Genomic DNA, 18,084 nt, shown 5'->3' with positions numbered 1-18,084 from the left:
ACTGTACGTCGGTCAGGAAGCGCGGCGTTCCGGGCCGTGGTGTATTTCCACTCCCCCTGTGTCGCCGAAGGTCAGGCGGCACGTGTCAGCGCGGTAGGTGGCGACCGAGAGGGCCGCTGTGCGTGCTCCCGCGAAGAAGCGGGTCGTGACGACGAGGACGGGGGCCCCGGGGAGGCGGTCCAGTTCCTTGGCGTCGTCCGCGCGGGCCGAGCCGAGTTCCACCGCGCGGTCCTGGCCCTCCAGGTCCAGGCGCTGGAGTTCCCGCAGCACCGCACGCGCGCGTGCCGGGCCGAACGGGGCGTCTATCGCCGACAGGTCCGGCACCGAGGCGACCGGGACGTAGAGCAGCTCGGCGGCGACCGGCTGGCCGTGCGAGACGCGGGAGCGGCGGACGGTGTGGACGGGCTCGTCCCGGTCGGTCTCCAGGGCGGCGGCCACCACCGCGGCCGGTACGGCCAGCGTGCTGTCCACCGGCTGCCAGGTGTCGTCCGACGCGCCCGGCCACGCGTGCTGTGCCGCCGTGCCGACTGCGACACCCATGCGCGGCGGGGCGACGGTCGTACCGACACCGCGGCGGCGCTGGAGGCGGCCTTCGAGTTCGAGCTGCTCCAGTGCCTGGCGGAGCGTGGCGCGGGCGACACCGAAGCGGGCCGCGAGGTCGCGCTCGTTGGGCAGGATCTCGCCCACGGTGAACTCGGAGTCCAGTGCCTCACTGAGCACGGTCTTCAGATGCCAGTACTTCGGCTCCGGCACCGTTTCCAACTGCGTGGTCCCCACCCTGTCCTCCGCAATCGCCGTGGTCCGGCGGCTTTTTAACGCCCTTGTTTATTAAAGGTTGTTGCACTTTCCTGCGACCATAGGGCGGCCCAGGTACTTGGTCAAGACCAATCAGTGTTCCTGGGGAGGGACCAGGGAACGCACCTTGTCCGGGTTGCGGATGATGTACACGTGCCGGATACGGCCGTCCGCCACGTCCATCTGGATCACGGCGTCGGGCTTGCCGCCGTCCAGGACCAGCAGCGCGAAGCCGCCGTTGATCTCCAGGAAGCGGATCGACGCCTCCGCGAGGCCCTTGCCGGCGGTGCCGATGACGAAGCGGCCCACGTGGTCGGCCGACTCCAGGATGCGGCGCGGCGCCCGCGCGAGGCCGCCGCTGTCGGCGACGAGGCAGACGTCCGGGGCGAGGAGTTCCATGAGGCCCGCGAGGTCGCCCTGTTCCGCGGCGACGAGGAACCGTTCGGTGAGGTCGCGGCGCTGGGCCGGGTCGACCTCGTACCGCGGGCGCCGTTCGTCGACGTGCCGGCGGGCGCGTCCGGCGAGCTGGCGCACCGCCGGTTCGCCGCGGTCGAGCATGGCGGCGATCTCCGCGAACGGGTATCCGAAGGCCTCGCGGAGGACGAACACCGCGCGCTCCAGCGGCGAGAGGGACTCCATGACGACCATGACCGCGAGGGACACGGTGTCGGCGAGCACGGCCCGCTCGGCCGCGTCCGGAACGGCGTCTGCCAGGTCGGTCACGTAGGGCTCGGGCAGCCACGGGCCGACGTACGTCTCGCCCCGTGACTTCACCTGGCGCAGCCGGTCGATGGCGAGTCGGGTCGTGACGCGTACGAGGTAGCCGCGCGGTTCGCGTACGTCGGACCGGTCGGCGCCGGCCCAGCGCAGCCAGGCGTCCTGGACCACGTCCTCGGCGTCGGCCACCCGGCCGAGCATGCGGTAGGCGACGCCCATGAGAACGGGCCGGTGCTCTTCGAATACGTCGGTCACGGTGTCGGCGGTCACCACTCCATCCCAACCCGGCGGCGAGGGTCGTGTCCAGCGAGTTGCGGGCAGTGACCGCATGGGGCTACCCGTCGGTAGCAGTTGCTGACAAGCTGTCTACGCAGCGCCCGCAAACAGCCACGCAGACGTGCACGCCGAGGAGCAGCCCCATGTCCGCCACCGTCTCCTTCGAGGTCCCCTCTCCGTCCGGCCCGCAGGCCGGGACCAGGACCGTGACCCTGTCGTACGCGCGCGTGGGCGCCGGCGAACCGCTTCTGCTGCTGCACGGCATCGGGCACCACCGGCAGGCCTGGGACCCGGTGATCGACATCCTGGCCACCGAGCGCGAGGTGATCGCCGTCGATCTGCCCGGGTTCGGCGTCTCCCCGCCGCTGGCGGACAGCTTCACCCACGACCTGCCGACGATGACCGCCGTCTTCGGCGCCCTGTGCGAGGCGCTGGAGCTGGACCGGCCGCATGTGGCGGGCAACTCGCTGGGCGGGCTGTTGGCCCTGGAGCTCGGGCGGGAGAAGCGGGCACGGTCGGTCACCGCGATCTCCCCGGCGGGGTTCTGGTCGCAGGCGGAGCGGCGGTACGCGTTCGGGGTGCTCCTCGCGATGCGGCGGGCCGCGCGGAGCATGCCGGTGCCGCTGGTGGAGCGGCTGTCGCGCTCGGCGGCGGGCCGGAGCGTCCTGACGAGCACCATCTACGCCCGGCCCGGCCGCCGTTCACCCGAGGCCGTCGTCGCGGAGACGCTCGCCCTGGCGAACGCCCAGCGGTTCACCGAGACCCTCAGATCCGGCCGTGACGTCCGGTTCACGGACGACGTGCCCGGCATCCCGGTCACCGTGGCCTGGGGCACCCGGGATCTGCTGCTCGTGCGCCGCCAGGGCGTCCGCGCCAAGCGGATCATCCCCAAGGCCCGGCTGATCCGGCTGCCCGGCTGCGGCCACGTCCCGATGAACGACGACCCGGCGCTGGTCGCCCGGGTGATCCTCGACGGCAGCCGCTGACCGGCGTACGAGGCCGAACGCGCTCGATCCCAGGGCGACTCCGGCGCCTACGAGGGCGCTTCCGGCGGCCTGGGCGGGGCCGTAGGAGCCCGTACCGACCAGTGGGGCGGTGCAGGCCGCGGCGACCGGGACGAGGCCGGAGAAGAGCATGGCGCGCTCCACCCCGATCCGCTGCATGCCGATGTACCAGCACACGAAGCCGATGACGGTGACGACCGCCGCCTGCCACAGCAGTGCGGCGGTCTCGGTGGCGTCGGGCACGCGCAGCCAGCCGGCGCCGTCGAGGACCGCCCCGGCGAGTGCGGACTCGGCGGCGGCGAGGCCGCACACGGTCGCGGACAGCAGCCGGGGCCCCAGGGGCCGTACCAGGGGCACGGCGAGCACTGCGAAGCCGACCTCGCCGGCCAGCGCGCACCCGGAGAAGGCGATGCCGACGCCGTCCGTACGGCCCCACCCCTGGACCGCGAACGCGCCCACCGCGACGATCAACGCCCCGTAGAGCACGACCCGTTGGGGGCGCCGCCCGTCCAGCAGGGGCACCAGGACCGCCACGACCACGGGCGCGCAGCCCACGAACACGCCCGGCACCGCCGGTTCCGCGCTGCGTTCGGCGGCGATGACGGCCAGGTTGAAGCCGACCATGCCGACGGCCGCGAGCAGCGCGAGGCGGGTCCACTGGCGGGCGGTGAGCGTCCGCAGCGGGGCGGCGCCGCCCCGGCCGACCAGGGGCAGGAGCAGGAGGCAGGCCAGGCCGTAACGGAGGAACTGGCCGCCCGCGTACGGGTAGTCGCCGAGGACGCTGTTGGCGGTGAAGGAGCAGCCGACGAGGACGGCGGCGAGGGCGGTGAGGAGGGCCCCGCGCGCGGGAGTGATGTCGGACGGGTCGGCGGTGGTCTTCATGGGCGTCACGATAGGGACCGCGGTGGACCGGATTAAGGTCCACTTCCATGACGTCATCGGGGACCAGTCCGAGCGGGCTGCCGGGCTCCGCCGCCTGGGAGTTGCTGCTTCCGGCCGCCGCCGCACCGGCACGCGCGCGTGGGCGTTCGCTTCAGGAGGCGCTCAGGGCGGCGGTCCGCTCGGGGCGGCTCGTGCCGGGGACGCGGCTGCCGTCGAGCCGGGACCTCGCGGCCGACCTCGGCGTGTCGCGCGGGCTGGTCACGGAGGCGTACGAGCAGTTGACCGCGGAGGGCTATCTGCGCAGCGGGCGCGGGGCCGGGACCTGGGTGGGCGGTGCCGTCCGGGCAGCGCACCCACGCGCGCGGGACCTCGCCCCACGCTCCCCCGGCGCCCGCGCCGACTTCCGCCCGGGCACCCCGGACCTGTCGCTGTTCCCGCGTGCCGCGTGGGCCGCCGCCCAGCGCGCGGTGCTCGCCGAGGTGCCCCATCACGCCCTCGGCTACCCCGATCCGCGCGGACTGCCCCGGCTGCGGACGGCACTCGCGGAGCTGCTCGCGCGGCGCCGGGGTGTGGTCACGGACCCGGAACGGCTGATCGTGGTCTCCGGGGTGGCGCAGGCGACGACGCTGCTCGGATACGTGCTCCACGCGCGCGGGATGCGCGACATCGGCGTCGAGGACCCCGGGAGCCCGGAACACGGCACCCTGTATATCGCGGCCGGCCTGGACGCCGTACCCCTGCCCCTGGACGACGAGGGGCTCGACCTCGACGCGCTGCGGGCGTCCGGAGTACGGGCGGTGGTGACCACGCCCGCGCACCAGTTCCCCTCCGGGATCGCCTACTCGGCGGGCCGCCGTACCGAGCTTCTCGACTGGGCGCGGTCGGTCGACGGGCTGGTGATCGAGGACGACTACGACGGGGAGTTCCGGTACGACCGTGCCCCGGTGGGCGCGCTTCAGGGGCTCGACCCCGAGCGTGTCGCCTACACCGGGTCCGTCAGCAAGTCGCTCGCGCCCGGGCTGCGGCTCGGCTGGCTCCTCGTACCGGAGTCGGTCGCCGAGGAGGTCGTCGAGCGGAAGCGGACGATGGACCTGGGGCATCCCGCCCTCGACCAGGAGCTGTTCGCGCGGTTCGTGGAACGCGGCGACTACGACCGGCATCTGCGCCGCTGCCAGCGCGCGTACCGTGAACGGCGCGATGCCCTCGTGGCGGCGCTTGAGGAGCACTTTCCCGGGGCGGAGGTGTCGGGGATCGCGGCCGGTCTGCACGTCATCGCCGCGCTGCCGGAGCGGTACGGGCCGCAGGAGCGGTTCCTGGAGCGGACGGCGGCAGCCGGCGTCGCCGTACGGCCGCTGACGGACTTCGCGCACGCGCGCGTGGAGGGTGAGGGTGGGGGCGTGCGGCTGGTGCTGGGATACGCGCAGTTGTCGCCCGCGCGGATCGCGGCCGGGGTGCGGCTGATGGCCGACGCGGTCGGCGGATGACCTGTTCCCTTGCTTGCTGCCCTTGCCTGCTTCCTTTGTCCGGTTCCCTTGTCGGCGGGGGCAGTTGTTCATTTGTGGTTTGCGTGCGCGCTGCGGTGTCCCAGTAGTTGTGGCAGTGCACACTCGCCGGATCCTGTCCCCGGAGGCACGTCCCATGTCACCTCTCCCGTTGCCCGGTCGTCGCAGCGTGCTGCGCGGTTCGCTCGCCGCTTCGGCGGCCCTGACCCTGCCCGCCGCCATCGGTGCGGCGGCTCCCGCGTTCGCCCTGTCCGGGCGGCCGAAGGCCGGGTGGGGTGTCCAGACCGGCGATGTGACCGCCGACTCGGGTCTTGTGTGGGTGCGCTCCGACCGGCCCGCCCGGATGGTCGTCGAGACGTCCGCCACCGAGTCGTTCCGCAACGCCCGCCGCTGGCACGGTCCGCTGCTCGGCGCGGACAGCGACTTCACCGGTACGACGCGGCTGCGCGGGCTGCCGTCCGGCGAGCAGATCCACTACCGCGTACTGCTGGCCGACCCTGACGACCCGCGCCGTACCGGCGAGCCCGTCACCGGCACCTTCCGTACGGCGTCGGCGCGACGGCGTGACGGGGTGCGGTTCCTCTGGTCGGGGGACCTGGCGGGGCAGGGCTGGGGCATCAACCCCGACCTCGGCGGCTACCGGATCTACGACGCGATGGGGAAGCTCGACCCCGACTTCTTCATATGCAGCGGCGACAACATCTACGCGGACGGCCCGATAGCCGCGACCGCCGCACTGCCCGACGGCAGCACCTGGCGGAACATCACGACCGAGGAGAAGGCGAAGGTCGCCGAGACGCTCGCCGAGTTCCGCGGGAACTTCCGCTACAACCTGCTTGATGAGAACCTGCGGCGGTTCAACGCGCAGGTCCCCTCGATCATCCAGTGGGACGACCACGAGGTCCGCAACAACTGGTACCCGGGGCAGACCATCCTCGACTCGGACACCCGCTACACCGAGAAGAGCGTCGACACCCTCGCCGTCCGGGCCCGGCGGGCTTTCAGCGAGTACTTCCCGATCTCCACGCTCCGGCCGGGCGCCAAGGACGGCCGTGTCTACCGGGTGCTGCACCAGGGTCCGCTGCTCGACGTGTTCGTCCTCGACATGCGGACGTACCGCAACGCCAACTCCCCCGACGACCAGACCGTCGACCCGCAGGGCATCCTCGGCGCCGAGCAGCTGGAGTGGCTCAAGCGGGAGCTGTCGCGCTCGCGTGCCGTGTGGAAGGTGATCGCCGCCGACATGCCGCTGGGGCTGGTCGTGCCGGACGCCACCGAGGGCAAGGCCAACATCGAGGCCGTCGCCCAGGGCGACCCGGGCGCGCCGCTCGGGCGTGAGCTACAGATCGCCGAGCTGCTGCGGTACATCAAGCACCGGCGGATCACCGGCACGGTCTGGCTGACCGCCGACGTCCACCACACCTCGGCGCAGCACTACCAACCCTCGCGGGCCGCCTTCACCGACTTCGAGCCGTTCTGGGAGTTCGTGTCGGGCCCGCTGAACGCCGGGGCCTTCCCCGCCAGCACGCTCGACGGCACGTTCGGTCCGGAGCGGGTCTTCGTGAAGGCGCCGGAGACCGCGAACGTCTCGCCGGCCGGCGGCTACCAGTTCTTCGGCGAGGTCGACATCGACGGCCACAGCGGGGAACTGACGGTCCGGCTGCGCGAGCAGGACGGGACCGTGCTGTTCACGAAGGTGCTACAGCCGGGGCGGGTGGGGCAGTAGCGGTACGCCCGCCAATAATGGTGGAAAAGTTAACAAAAAGGGCGAAAGGCAACTTAACCCTTCGGTCACAGTCCGTTCGTGATCACGCAACACCGTTGGCGCATGGTGACTGCATGAGTCGAAAAGTATGTGAAGGAACTGGTGTGACGGACGGGCGCCCGGTACGCCGGTGGCGGCAGGACGTCGTCGAACTCGCCGCCCTGCTGCGCACATGGTGGACAAGCCGCCACGGTCATGCGCCCCCGGACGACGCCGATGCCGGTACGGATACCGATACCGGCATGGACACCGGCGTGAGTGTGCTGTGGCGGATGCGGACGACGGTGAAGGACCAGCCGGGGTCGCTCGCCGCGCTGTGCACCGCCCTCGCCGAGCGGCGCATCGACATCCTCAGCCTCCAGACGCATCCGCTGGCCGTGGGCACGGTCGACGAGTTCCTGCTGCGCGCCCCCGGTGACCTCGACGCCGCCGAGATCTCCGGGTCGGTGTCCTGGGCGGGCGGCGCCGGGACGTGGATCGAGCGGGCCGACGCCCACGATCTCGTCGACGCGCCGACCCGCGTGCTGGGCCTCGCCACCCGTACGGCCCTGGACAGGGCCGAACTGCCGCTGGCGCTGCGCCAGTTGCTCGGGCGGTGCACGATCCGGTCGCTGCCCGGCGGCGACTCGGCCACGCGGGAGGGTGTACCGGTCGAGGGCGCCCTCGAAGAGACGGACACGGTGATGCGGCTGCGCGCGCCGGAAGGTGGAGTGATCACCGTGGAGCGGCCGTATCTGCCGTTCACCCCGACCGAGTTCGCCCGGGCGCGGGCGCTGGTGGAGCTGGACGCGCGGCTCGGGCCCCGCGTCCCGCACGGCCAGGACGTGCTGACGCTGCCGCGGGGCAACGCCATCACCGTACGGCGCGCCGACGCGGGTGACCTGGACGCGGCGAAGGCGATGCACGAGCGCTGCTCGCCGCGCACGTTGTCGCTGCGCTACCACGGGCCGATGGGCGACGCCGACCGCTATCTCAACCACCTGCTCAGCCCGCGCTTCGGGCGCACGCTCGCCGTGCAGACGGCGTCCGGGCGGGTCGTCGGGCTCGGTCATCTCCTCTGGGACGGCGACGAGACCGAGATCGCGCTGATCGTCGAGGACGAGTGGCAGCGGCGGGGGATCGGCGGCGAGCTTCTTCGGCGCCTGGTGTCCATGGCTCGTGAGGCGAACTGCGAGCACGTGTATGCGGTGACGCAGTCGTCCAACACGGGGATGGTCGCTGCTATGCGGGGGCTTGGGTTGCCGTTGGATTATCAGATCGAGGAGGGCACGCTGGTGATCACGGCTCGCTTGGATGCGTCGCCGGTTGCCTCTCCCATGCCGTACGACCACAGTTCACGCGACTGAGGGTTTGTTCGTCGCCTGCGGGTTCGTCGTGGCTTGTCGCGCAGTTCCCCGCGCCCCTGAAGGGCGCGGCCGAACTGCACGTGGCCACGCCGAACCCGCTTGGCATGGTCCATGGGCGCGTACGAGGATGAGCGCATGTCAGATACCAAGAGCCCCCTGCCTCGTGAGGTCGCCGACGCCTATGTCGACGATCTTGTCGCCCTCGATCCCGTTACCGGTACCTACCTGGGTGTGAAGGAGAGTTCGAGCAGGCTGCCGGACACCTCGCCCGCCGGCCAGGAGGCCCTCGCGGAGCTGGCGCGGACAACGCTGGCGCGGCTGGACGAGGCCGAGCGGCGGCCCGGCGCGGACAGTGACATCGAGCGGCGCTGCGGGCGGCTGCTGCGCGAGCGGCTCACGGCCGAACTCGCGGTGCACGAGGCCGGCGAGGGGCTGCGGGCCGTCGGCAACATGCACACGGCCGCGCACTCGGTGCGCGAGGTGTTCACGGTGACGCCGACGGAGACGGACGAGGACTGGGCGGCGGTCGTGGAGCGGCTGCGCGCGGTGCCGACCGCGCTGCGGGGCTACCGGGAGAGCCTGACCCTGGGCCTGGAACGCGAGCTGTACGCGGCTCCGCGCCCCACGGCGACGTTCGTCGGGCAGCTCGGCGAGTGGTCCGACCTGGACGGCAAGGGCATCGGCTGGTTCGCGGACTTCGCGTCGGCCGGCCCCGAGGCGCGTCGCACCGAGCTGGACGAGGCGGCGCGCGTGGCGGACGAGGCCGTCCTCGAACTGCGGGACTGGATGCGGGACGTGTACGCGCCGGCCGTCGAGGCCAAGCCGAACACGGTGGGCCGGGAGCGGTACGCGCGCTGGTCGCGCTACTGGAACGGCACCGACCTGGACCTGGACGAGGCGTACGCGTACGGCTGGGCCGAGTTCCACCGTCTCCTCGGCGAGATGAAGCAGGAGGCCGAGAAGATCCTCCCGGGCGCGGAGACGCCGTGGGTGGCGCTGGCGCATCTCGACGAGCACGGCAAGCACATCGAGGGCGTCGACGAGGTCCGCGAGTGGCTCCAGGGGCTGATGGACCAGGCGATCGACGCGCTGGACGGCACCCACTTCGAACTCGCCGAGCGGGTGAAGAAGGTCGAGTCCCGCATCGCCCCGCCCGGCAGTGCGGCGGCGCCGTACTACATGGCCCCGTCCGAGGACTTCTCCCGCCCCGGCACCACCTGGCTGCCGACCATGGGCCAGACCCGCTTCCCCGTGTACGACCTGGTCTCGACCTGGTACCACGAGGGCGTCCCCGGCCACCACCTCCAGCTCGCGCAGTGGGCCCACGTCGCCGAGAACCTCTCCCGGTACCAGGCCACCATCGGTGGCGTCAGCGCCAACTGCGAGGGCTGGGCGCTGTACGCGGAACGCCTGATGGACGAGCTGGGCTTCCTCACGGACGCCGAGCAGCGCATCGGCTACCTCGACGCGCAGATGATGCGGGCGACCCGCGTCATCGTCGACATCGGTATGCACGCGGAGCTGGAGATCCCGGCGGACTCCCCCTTCCACCCCGGCGAGCGCTGGACCCCGGAACTGGCCGAGGAGTTCTTCGGCGCCCACAGCAGCCGCCCCGCGGACTTCGTGGAGAGCGAACTGACCCGCTATCTGACGATCCCCGGCCAGGCGATCGGCTACAAGCTGGGCGAACGGGCCTGGCTCCTGGGCCGCGAGAACGCCCAGCGCCGCCACGGCGACGACTTCGACGCGAAGGCCTGGCACATGGCGGCACTGTCGCAGGGTTCGCTGGGGCTGGACGACCTGGTGGACGAGCTGTCGCAGCTGTGAGGCGGCTCGCCGAGAGCAACTGAGGGGCGGGGTACGGGGGTTGTGGGGCTGCGCGCCTCACAACCTCCACCCCGGTCCGTGCGTCAGCCGGTCAGTCCACCAGCCGCCGCAACTGCACGAGCCCCACCCACGTCTCCGGCCCCGGCTCCACGTACGCCGCCCGCACCGCGTACCGCCCCGGCGCCAGCCCGACCCGCAGCTGATCGGTCCGGTCCGTCTCCTTGCCCGGCCAGGCCGAGTCGAAGAGGACCACGTCTCCCGGTGTCTCCCACACCCGGTCCGCCTCCCACTCCGCTGCGGCGAGCGCGGCCGGGACACAGGCGAGGAGTTCGTCCTCGGAGTCGGCGGCACACCACCGTACGAAGGTGTCGTGCTCCGGCAGGAACGCGGTCGAGGCGGGTTCGTCGCCGAGGACGAGGGCCGTGGTGTCACCGACGGGCACGAACCCGATGAGACCGTCCACCTCACAGGCCCGGTCGTAGTCCGTCGACAACTCGTCGCCGTCGGCCCCGGCCCAGAACGACAGCACCGCTTCCGGCACCGCGATGAGCGGCCCGCCGCCCGACTCCACCCACTCAACTGCCATGCGCAGCAACCTACACGCAGTGCGCGCCCGTAAATTCGCTGTCCCCCGTCCCACCCGGTGGGCCACCCTCGACTTCCATGAACGCCCGAACTCTCTTTCTCTCCCCACGTGTCACCGCGACCGGACACGCACTGGCCGACGCGGCACGCCGTCGCGCCATGGGCGTCGAGGTTCTGCGCGAGTGGCGGGTGCCGGAGGAGTGGCGGGCGGCCGAGGGCGCGACGCTGTACGCCGGTCCACTGTTCGCGGACGCGGTGGCCGCCGAGTTGGGCCTCGGGCTGCTGGAGGCGGCGCCGGACTGGCTGGCCCGGCTGCCGTACGAACTCACGCACAGGGAGATCGAGTTCAGCACCGTCGCCGAGGCGCGGCAGCTGCGGCGGCCCGCCTTTGTGAAGCCGCCCAACGACAAGAGTTTCCCCGCGCGCGTCTATCCGGACGGGAGCCGGCTGCCGGGTCCCGACGCGGTCGACGACGGCACGCCGGTGCTGGTGAGCGACATCGTGACGTTCGCCGTGGAGTACCGGCTGTTCCTGCTCGACGGTGAAGTCCGCACCGGCAGCCGGTACTTGGCGCACGGCGAGCTGGATGTCGTCCCGCTCGACGAGGACCCTCGGCGCGCGGACGTACTGGCCTTCGCCGAGCGCCTGGCGTCCCAGCGCTTGCCGAGCGCGGTCGTCGTGGACGTCGGTCTGCTGACGGAGGGCTCGGAGTGGGCCGTCGTCGAGGCCAACGCGGCCTGGGCCAGCGGGCATTACGCCTGCGATCCGGATGCCGCCCTCGACGTCGTCCTGCACGCGGCCCGCCCGTACGAGGAGTTCGGATCGGCGGACCGTGCCTTCCTGCGGCCGCTGCCCGAAGTCGTGCGGGACTGAAGGTCGCGCAGGGCTGCGGCTCGTGCGGACTGCGGCCGGCGTTTGCTTCAGCAGCCGCAGTCCGCCGCGTCCACCGGAGCCGTCAGCGCGTCCGCGTCGCGGCGGGTCCGGCCCTCCCAGGTCTCGAACTCGAAGCCCTCGCGTACCCAGTACTCGAAGCCGCCGAGCATCTCCTTGACCTGGTAGCCGAGTTGGGCGAGGGCCAGGGCGGCGCGGGTCCCGCCGTTGCAGGCGGGGCCCCAGCAGTACGTGACCACCGGTATCGACTTGTCGAGCAGTTGGGCGGCCTGTGCGGGGATCAGGGCCGTCGGGAGGTGGAGGGCACCCGGGATGTGGCCCTGGTCCCAGGACTCGGTGGAGCGGGAGTCGATGAGGACGAAACCGGGGTCGGCGTCGGCCGCGAGGGCGGCGGCCACGTCGGAGACGTCGGCGTGGAAGGCGAGACTCGCGGCGAAGTAGGCGGCGGCCTCGGGCGGGGCGGCCGGGGCGACGCGCAGGACGGGGTTGGTGGTGATCGCGGTGGTGCTCATGGTCTGGCCTCCCTTGGCGGGAACTCCCGGCTGAGGTTCCTCACCGGAAATCTACGGTCGGCGATCGCTTCACCTGAAGGTGTGATCCACGGCCTTACCCTTGATCAGCCGGGGATTTCCCTGCTATTCCTCGGCCATGAGCACGTTTTCCCCGGACGCCACCGACTGGCGCATCCTCGATGTCCTTCAGCGTGACGGCCGCGCCAGTTTCGCCGAGCTGGCGCGTGCCGTCGCGATGTCCCCGAGCGCGGTCACCGAGCGGGTCCGGCGGCTGGAGGAGGCCGGTGTCATCCAGGGGTACGCGGCGGTGGTCGATCCGGAGCGGCTCGGTCTGCCGATCGTGGCCTTCGTCCGGCTCAGGTACCCGAACGGCAACTACAAGCCGTTCCACGACCTGGTCGCCGTGACGCCCGAGATCCTGGAGGCGCATCACGTGACGGGGGACGACTGCTTCGTCATCAAGGTCATCGCGCGTTCGATGCGGCATCTGGAGGAGGTGTCGGGCAAGATCGGCGCGCTGGGGTCGGTGACGACGAGCGTCGTCTACTCGTCGCCGCTCCCCCGTCGCCCCGTCGGGCAGTGAGCGCCCACACCCTCATCCGCCGCCGCGTTGTCTCACCACCGACCCCGATCTCCCCTTCTCCACCTCCAGTTGGGCGTGGATCCGGCGCCGCAGGTCCGGTACATGGCTGACGATGCCGACGCTTCGGTCGCGTTCGCGCAGTGAGTCGAGGACGTCGAGGACCTCGTCCAGCGTCTGTTCGTCGAGGCTGCCGAAGCCCTCGTCGATGAAGAGGGTGTCGAGACGGACCCCGCCGGCCTCGTCGGTGACGACGTCCGCGAGGCCGAGGGCGAGGGCGAGCGAGGCGAAGAACGTCTCGCCGCCGGACAGGGTCGCCGTGTCCCGCTCGCGGCCGGTCCAGGCGTCGACCACATGCAGCCCGAGGCCGCTGCGGCCCCGTCCGGCCCGGTCGTCCGAGTGGACGAGGGTGTAGCGGCCGGACGACATGCGCAGCAGCCGTGCCGTCGCGGCTGCCGCCACCTGTTCGAGGCGGGCGGCGAGGACGTACGACTCCAGGCGCATCTTGCGTTCGTTGTCCGCCGAGGTGCCCGCGGTGAGGGTCGCTAGGCGGGCCACGCGGTCGTGGGCGGCACGAAGGGGTGCGAGGCGTCTTACCGCCGTGGCCGAGCGCGCGGACAGGCGGTCGAGTTCGCGGCAGCGGCTCTCGGCGGCGTCGCGAGCGGAGGCGGCCTCCCGCAGGCGCCGGGCGGCGGCCGAGGCGGTCCGCTCCGCGCCCGCGAGGTCGGCGGGCGGCTGCTGTGCGGCGGCCACGGTGTCGGGTTCGGCGAGGGCGGCTCGTACGGCGGCCTCCTCGGACTGCCAGGCGTCCAGGCGCCGTTGGAGTTCGCGGTGGGCCGTGTCGTCCAGCAGGGCTTCCGCCGCCGCTCGTGGTGTGTCGAACCCGGCGCGGTAGGCGGCGTCGGCGAGACGGGCGTCGGCATCCTTGAGGCGCTGGGCGGTGTCCTCGGCGGCGCGGGCCGCCTCGGCCGTGTCGGTGAGCAGCGCGACCTGGCGTTCCAGTTGCCCGGCCCGCACGGCAACGCTCGCCGCGCCACCCCGGGCCTGCGCCAACTCCTCCTCCAGCGCGGCCCGTTCACTGTCCAGGGTGTCCCGTCGGGCGACCCGGGACGCCGTCCTGAGTGCCGCCTCCTGCTGGGCGGCGCTGCGACGCTCGCGCTCCTGCTCGGCACGGCGCAGCTCCTCGTGCGCGGAGTGCAGCCCGGAGGCGCCCCGCCGGGCCTCCTCGTACCCTCGCTCCAACTCCTCTGCCTGCTCGGCGAGTTGTGCGGTGGGCGTGTCCCCGGCCTCGGCGGTGGCGGCCGCCAGTGCCTCGCGTACGAGGCCCAGCCGACGTTCGTCCTCGGCGCGTCGCTCGTCGGCCCGCTGGTAGGCGGCGAGCGCCCGTTCCTCCGTCTCCCGGTCGACGTGCCCGGCGACCTTCCGCGCGGGCGCGGGGTGTTCGGTGGCCCCGCAGACGGCACAGGGTTCGCCGTCGCTCAGCTTGGCGGCCAGTTCGGCGGCGATGCCGTTCAGGCGCTGTTCCTTGAGGTCGAGCCAATGGGCCTTGGCCTCCGTGGCACGCTCGCGCGAGGCCAGTACGTGGGTCTGCGTCTCGTCCGTGTCCCGGGCGAGCGCGTCACGCTGCCGTGCCGCCCGGAGCCGGTTCTGAGCGGGTTCCCGCTGGACGGCGAGCTGTTCGGCCCTGGTGGCGGCCTCCTGCGCCGACTCGATACGGGCATGGAGGCCCGCCCGGGTCGCCTCCCATCCGCCGAGCCAGTTCTCGGCGTCGTGCAGGACGTCCTCGTCGGCGCGTTCCTGACGGTCCAGGCCGGTGCGCTCGGCGACGAGCTGGGCGAGGCGCTGTTCGGCGCGGCGGGCGGATTCGAGCCCGCCCAGTTCCTCGGCGGCGCGGCGCGCGGCGGCGGCGAGTCCACCGGCGCCGGCGTCGGTGAAGGCGTCCGGCAGCAGGGCACGCGCGCGTGCCTCGTCCTTGGCCGCGTGCCCGTGCTCGTCCTCGGCGGCCTCCCGCAGCTCCAGCGCGGGCGCCACCACCTCGGCCTTGCGGGCCCGCTCCATCCGCGCCCGGTCCGTCCGGTGCGTCTCCGCCCGCTCCTCCAGCAGCCGGGCCCGCTCCCGCGCCTCGGCGAACCGCCGCTGCAACCGGGCCACTTCGCGTACGTCGGCCAGCGCGCCGTCGGCCGCGACCTGCGCGGACTCGGCGGCGGCGCGGGCGCAGTGGGCGATGGTGAGGCGCTCGCGCGCGGTGGAGCGGGCGACGGCGGCTGCGCCCATGATGGCCTCGGCCAGCCCCGGTTCACCCGGCGCGAGGCCGGGCAGCTCCATGGCGTCACCGGCGGCCTGCTGCATGCGGTGGGCGTCGGCCAGCAACTCCGCGTCCCCGTCGCGCACTTCGGCCTCGGCGGCGCGCCGGCGATCCGCGAGGCGCTTCTCGACCTCGGCGAAGCGGTGCGTGTCGAAGAGCCGGCCGAGCAGCTTGCCGCGGGCCTCGGCATCGGCGCGCAGGAAGCGGGCGAAGTCGCCCTGGGGCAGCAGCACGACCTGGCAGAACTGCTCGCGGCTCATCCCTAGCAGTTGGGTGATCTCCTCGCCGATCTCCTGGTGCGAGCGGCTGAGATCCTTCCAGGCACCGGCCGAGGAGTCGTACTCGCGCAGCCAGCTCTGCGCCTTGTCGAGGGTCGTGCCCTCGCCGCGCTTCTTGGGGCGCTCCCAGGGCGGCTGCCGGGTCAGCTCCAACCGGCGTCCCGCGACGGTCAGTTCGAGGGTGACCTCGGTACGGGTGCCGGGCGCGGCATGGTCGCTGCGCAGGGAGCCGCCTTGGCGGGCGCCGGGCACCGAGCCGTACAGCGCGTAGCAGACGGCGTCGAGAATCGACGTCTTGCCCGCGCCCGTCGGCCCGTGCAGCAGAAACAACCCGGCGGCGGACAGCTCACCGAAGTCGACCTGCTGAGCGCCACCGAAGGGCCCGAAGGCCGTGATGTCCAGCCGATGCAGCCTCACCGGGCGCCCTCCGCGTGCGAGCCGCTGTGCGAGTCGGTGCGGTGCGGCCCGGTCGGGGCACGGCTGCCCGGGCCTCGGCCAATGCCCTGGCGGTTGCGTTGGCCCGCATCACGGCCCGCGCCTCGGTCGGTGCCCTGCCCCCCGTCACGGCGCGTGCCTTGGCTCGCGTAGTGGGCGCCCTGGCCCGTGCCATGGTCGGCGCCCTGCCGCCCGTCGTAGTCCGCCCCGGCCCTGCGGCCCGACAGGCCAGGGGCGCAGCCCCCGCCTTTCAGGGGCGCGGGGAACTGCGCGAGAAGCCCCACCGGCCCGCACCCTGCGTGACACTCCGCACCTTGGCCGACGCCCTGCCCCGCGTCGGGACCCGTGCCGATCCGCTCACGAGCGCCCGCCGTGCGGCCCCCAGGCCCGCCGACCGGCCCGGGCACCGGGCGGCAGCTCCCGCCCATGCCGTTCCGCCCGATCCATGTCCATACAGCCCGCGCCGGCTTCACCGCGCGACCTCCCGTACCGTCTCGTCCACCCGCACCGAGTCGAACGCGTCCCGCAACACGCCCCGTTCGTGCTCGTCCGCTTCCGCGCCCCGCACGTGCAGGACGAAGTCCTCCGCGATCTCCTGGTCGTCGCGGCCCGCCAGGCGCCGCGCGTAGGTCACGTCCGGGTCGTCCGGTGAGCGATCCGGGTCGAAGGCGAGGCTCAAGGTGTGCGGGAACCGTTCCGAGAGGCGGGCCATGGGGTCGGGCGGGCGCACCGGGTCCGTCAGCGTCGCCTCGATCCACGCGTCCTCGTGGCGGGCCAGGTCCGGATCGGCGAGCAGGTCCTCCAGCGCGCCCCTGATACGGGCTAGCGCGCGCGGCACCGGGCAGTCGACGCGCTCCGCGGTGAGCGAGCCGTCGTCCGCCAGGTCGATCAGCCACATGCTCTTGCGGTGGTCGGCCTCGGAGAAGGAGTACGGCAACGGGGAGCCCGAGTAGCGCACGCGTTCCGTGATGGTCTGGCAGCCGTGCAGATGGCCCAGCGCGACGTAGTCGACGCCGTCGAAGACACCGGAGGGCACGGAGGCGACCCCGCCGACGGTGATGTCCCGCTCGCTGTCGCTGGCCTCGCCGCCGGTGACGAAGGCATGGGCGAGGACGACGGAACGAGTGCCCTCCGCGCGCGTGGCGAGGTCGGCGCGGACCCGGTCCATGGCGGCGGCCAGGACACTCTCGTGGCCCGCCTTCTCCACCTCGAACTCGTCCTTCACCAGCGCCGGTTCGAGATAGGGGAGGCCGTAGAAGGCCACGTCCCCGGAGGCGTCCCGGAGGACCACCGGTGTCCCCGCTGCCGACGGGTCGGTACGCAGATGGATGCCGGCGCGGCCGATGAGCCCTGCGCCGACGCCGAGCCGTCGCGCCGAGTCGTGGTTGCCGGAGATCATCACCGTCGGCACCCCGAGGTCGGCGAGCCGGTGCAGGGCGTCGTCGAACAGCTCGACCGCGGCCAGCGGCGGCACCGCCCGGTCGTACACATCACCCGACACGACCACCGCGTCGACCTCGCGCTCGCGCGCGACGGTGACGAGATGGCCGATGAACTCGGCCTGCGCCCCGAGCATGTTCACCCGGTGGAAGGCGCGGCCGAGATGCCAGTCGGACGTGTGCAGCAGTCTCATGATCCCCGAAACTAACAGCCGGGTCTGACATCACGGGCGGTTACTCCCGTATCGGCCCGATGTGCGGCCCCCGAGGTCGCCACATCGCTCACGCGTCCCCGTACGCCTCTCCCCCGAGGGTGAATCCGGCCGTTCCCGCCGTCGCATCCGCCAGCCACCCCTTGAACGCCTCCACATCGGCGTCCGGCAGCCCGATCTCGATCGTGACGGCCTCCCCGTACCGCACGTCACGCACCTCGCGCCCGGTGGACCTCAGGTCGTTCTGGAGCTTGCCCGCGCGCTGGTGGTCGACGGTCACCGTGGCGAGCCGGAACCGGCGGCGGGTGCGGGTGCCGAGCACGTCGAGGGCTTCGCCGACCGCTCCCCCGTACGCCCTGATCAGCCCGCCCGCGCCCAGCTTGACGCCGCCGTAGTACCGGGTGACGACGGCGACGACGTACCGCATGTCGCGGCGCAGCAGCATCTGGAGCATGGGGACACCGGCGGTGCCGCCCGGTTCGCCGTCGTCGCTCGCCCGCTGGACGGAGGCGTCGGCGCCGATGACGTACGCGAAGCAGTTGTGGGTGGCGTCCGCGTGCTCCTTGCGGACGGCTGCGACGAACTCCTGGGCCTCCTGTTCGGTGGCCGCGGGGGCGAGGGCGCACAGGAAGCGGGAGCGGTTGACCTCGGTCTCGTGCACGCCCGCGTGGGCCACTGTGCGGTACTCGTCCGGCATCCGGCCACCCTATGCGCACCGGGTGGGGCGGCCTGG

Annotated in this window: 15 protein-coding genes and 1 pseudogene; 7 read left to right on the top strand and 9 right to left on the bottom strand. The window is 72.7% G+C overall.

Annotation, left to right across the window (positions count from 1 at the left end; translation table 11 throughout):
• Nucleotides 1-12: 12 nt before the first annotated feature.
• A complete protein-coding gene (locus tag OG787_RS42480) occupies nucleotides 13-777 on the bottom strand; it encodes a GntR family transcriptional regulator (RefSeq protein ID WP_405538878.1) in 765 nt (254 codons plus the stop codon).
• Between the two features lie 111 nt (nucleotides 778-888).
• Nucleotides 889-1,782 carry an RNA polymerase sigma-70 factor gene (locus OG787_RS42475; RefSeq protein ID WP_369037435.1) on the bottom strand — a complete coding sequence of 298 codons (894 nt, stop codon included), beginning with the start codon at nucleotides 1,780-1,782 and terminating at the stop codon, nucleotides 889-891.
• Nucleotides 1,783-1,931: 149 nt separating this feature from the next.
• Here OG787_RS42475 and OG787_RS42470 point away from each other — a divergent pair, with 149 nt between their 5' ends.
• On the top strand, nucleotides 1,932-2,774 hold the full coding sequence (locus OG787_RS42470; protein WP_405538877.1) for an alpha/beta fold hydrolase: 843 nt from the start codon (nucleotides 1,932-1,934) through the stop codon (nucleotides 2,772-2,774).
• Between the two features lie 42 nt (nucleotides 2,775-2,816).
• On the opposite strand, the pseudogene OG787_RS42465 reads toward OG787_RS42470, so the two are convergent.
• Nucleotides 2,817-3,674: pseudogene (locus OG787_RS42465) on the bottom strand (EamA family transporter); the annotation flags it as partial.
• Nucleotides 3,675-3,721: 47 nt separating this feature from the next.
• On the opposite strand from OG787_RS42465, the gene OG787_RS42460 reads away from it, so the two are divergent.
• From OG787_RS42460 to OG787_RS42445, 4 genes are all read left to right on the top strand, one after another.
• Nucleotides 3,722-5,158, top strand: coding sequence for a PLP-dependent aminotransferase family protein (locus OG787_RS42460; RefSeq protein WP_405538876.1), 1,437 nt, complete (start codon nucleotides 3,722-3,724; stop codon nucleotides 5,156-5,158).
• 154 nt (nucleotides 5,159-5,312) lie between these two features.
• Nucleotides 5,313-6,902: an alkaline phosphatase D family protein gene (locus OG787_RS42455; RefSeq protein WP_405538875.1), complete on the top strand. Its 1,590-nt coding sequence runs from the start codon at nucleotides 5,313-5,315 to the stop codon at nucleotides 6,900-6,902.
• 113 nt (nucleotides 6,903-7,015) lie between these two features.
• The gene (locus tag OG787_RS42450) at nucleotides 7,016-8,287 is read left to right on the top strand and encodes a GNAT family N-acetyltransferase (protein WP_405538874.1); all 1,272 of its coding nucleotides are present in this window, start codon (nucleotides 7,016-7,018) and stop codon (nucleotides 8,285-8,287) included.
• A 135-nt stretch (nucleotides 8,288-8,422) separates the two neighbouring features.
• Nucleotides 8,423-10,114, top strand: coding sequence for a DUF885 domain-containing protein (locus OG787_RS42445; RefSeq protein WP_405538873.1), 1,692 nt, complete (start codon nucleotides 8,423-8,425; stop codon nucleotides 10,112-10,114).
• Nucleotides 10,115-10,205: 91 nt separating this feature from the next.
• Here OG787_RS42445 and OG787_RS42440 read toward each other — a convergent pair whose 3' ends face one another.
• Nucleotides 10,206-10,700 carry an Imm21 family immunity protein gene (locus OG787_RS42440; protein ID WP_405538872.1) on the bottom strand — a complete coding sequence of 165 codons (495 nt, stop codon included), beginning with the start codon at nucleotides 10,698-10,700 and terminating at the stop codon, nucleotides 10,206-10,208.
• A 77-nt stretch (nucleotides 10,701-10,777) separates the two neighbouring features.
• Between OG787_RS42440 and OG787_RS42435 the strand changes: the two genes are divergently transcribed.
• Entirely contained in the window at nucleotides 10,778-11,572 is a 795-nt protein-coding gene (locus OG787_RS42435) for an ATP-grasp domain-containing protein (protein ID WP_405538871.1), read from the top strand.
• 47 nt (nucleotides 11,573-11,619) lie between these two features.
• Here OG787_RS42435 and OG787_RS42430 read toward each other — a convergent pair whose 3' ends face one another.
• The gene (locus OG787_RS42430; protein ID WP_405538870.1) at nucleotides 11,620-12,102 is read right to left on the bottom strand and encodes a rhodanese-like domain-containing protein; all 483 of its coding nucleotides are present in this window, start codon (nucleotides 12,100-12,102) and stop codon (nucleotides 11,620-11,622) included.
• A gap of 136 nt (nucleotides 12,103-12,238) precedes the next feature.
• Between OG787_RS42430 and OG787_RS42425 the strand changes: the two genes are divergently transcribed.
• Complete coding sequence (locus OG787_RS42425; protein ID WP_369037443.1) at nucleotides 12,239-12,685, top strand: Lrp/AsnC family transcriptional regulator; 447 nt, start codon at nucleotides 12,239-12,241, stop codon at nucleotides 12,683-12,685.
• A gap of 12 nt (nucleotides 12,686-12,697) precedes the next feature.
• Here the strand turns inward: OG787_RS42425 and OG787_RS42420 are convergent, their stop codons facing one another.
• The 4 genes from OG787_RS42420 to OG787_RS42405 all read right to left on the bottom strand — a co-directional run bounded on the left by OG787_RS42420 (nucleotide 12,698) and on the right by OG787_RS42405 (nucleotide 18,048).
• Nucleotides 12,698-15,682 (bottom strand): AAA family ATPase, encoded by a 2,985-nt coding sequence (locus OG787_RS42420; protein WP_405538868.1) that lies wholly within the window; start codon nucleotides 15,680-15,682, stop codon nucleotides 12,698-12,700.
• Nucleotides 15,679-15,984, bottom strand: coding sequence for a hypothetical protein (locus tag OG787_RS42415; RefSeq protein ID WP_405538867.1), 306 nt, complete (start codon nucleotides 15,982-15,984; stop codon nucleotides 15,679-15,681). Before OG787_RS42415 ends, OG787_RS42420 begins: the two co-directional genes overlap by 4 nt.
• A gap of 185 nt (nucleotides 15,985-16,169) precedes the next feature.
• Nucleotides 16,170-17,333, bottom strand: coding sequence for an exonuclease SbcCD subunit D (locus OG787_RS42410; RefSeq protein ID WP_405538866.1), 1,164 nt, complete (start codon nucleotides 17,331-17,333; stop codon nucleotides 16,170-16,172).
• 88 nt (nucleotides 17,334-17,421) lie between these two features.
• Nucleotides 17,422-18,048, bottom strand: coding sequence for a YigZ family protein (locus OG787_RS42405; RefSeq protein WP_405538864.1), 627 nt, complete (start codon nucleotides 18,046-18,048; stop codon nucleotides 17,422-17,424).
• Between the last annotated feature and the right edge of the window lie 36 nt (nucleotides 18,049-18,084).

This window comes from Streptomyces sp. NBC_00075, from assembly GCF_045041225.1.
Taxonomy (GTDB): Bacteria; Actinomycetota; Actinomycetes; order Streptomycetales; family Streptomycetaceae; genus Streptomyces; species Streptomyces adonidis.
This window is presented reverse-complemented; position numbering and strand designations above follow the sequence as displayed.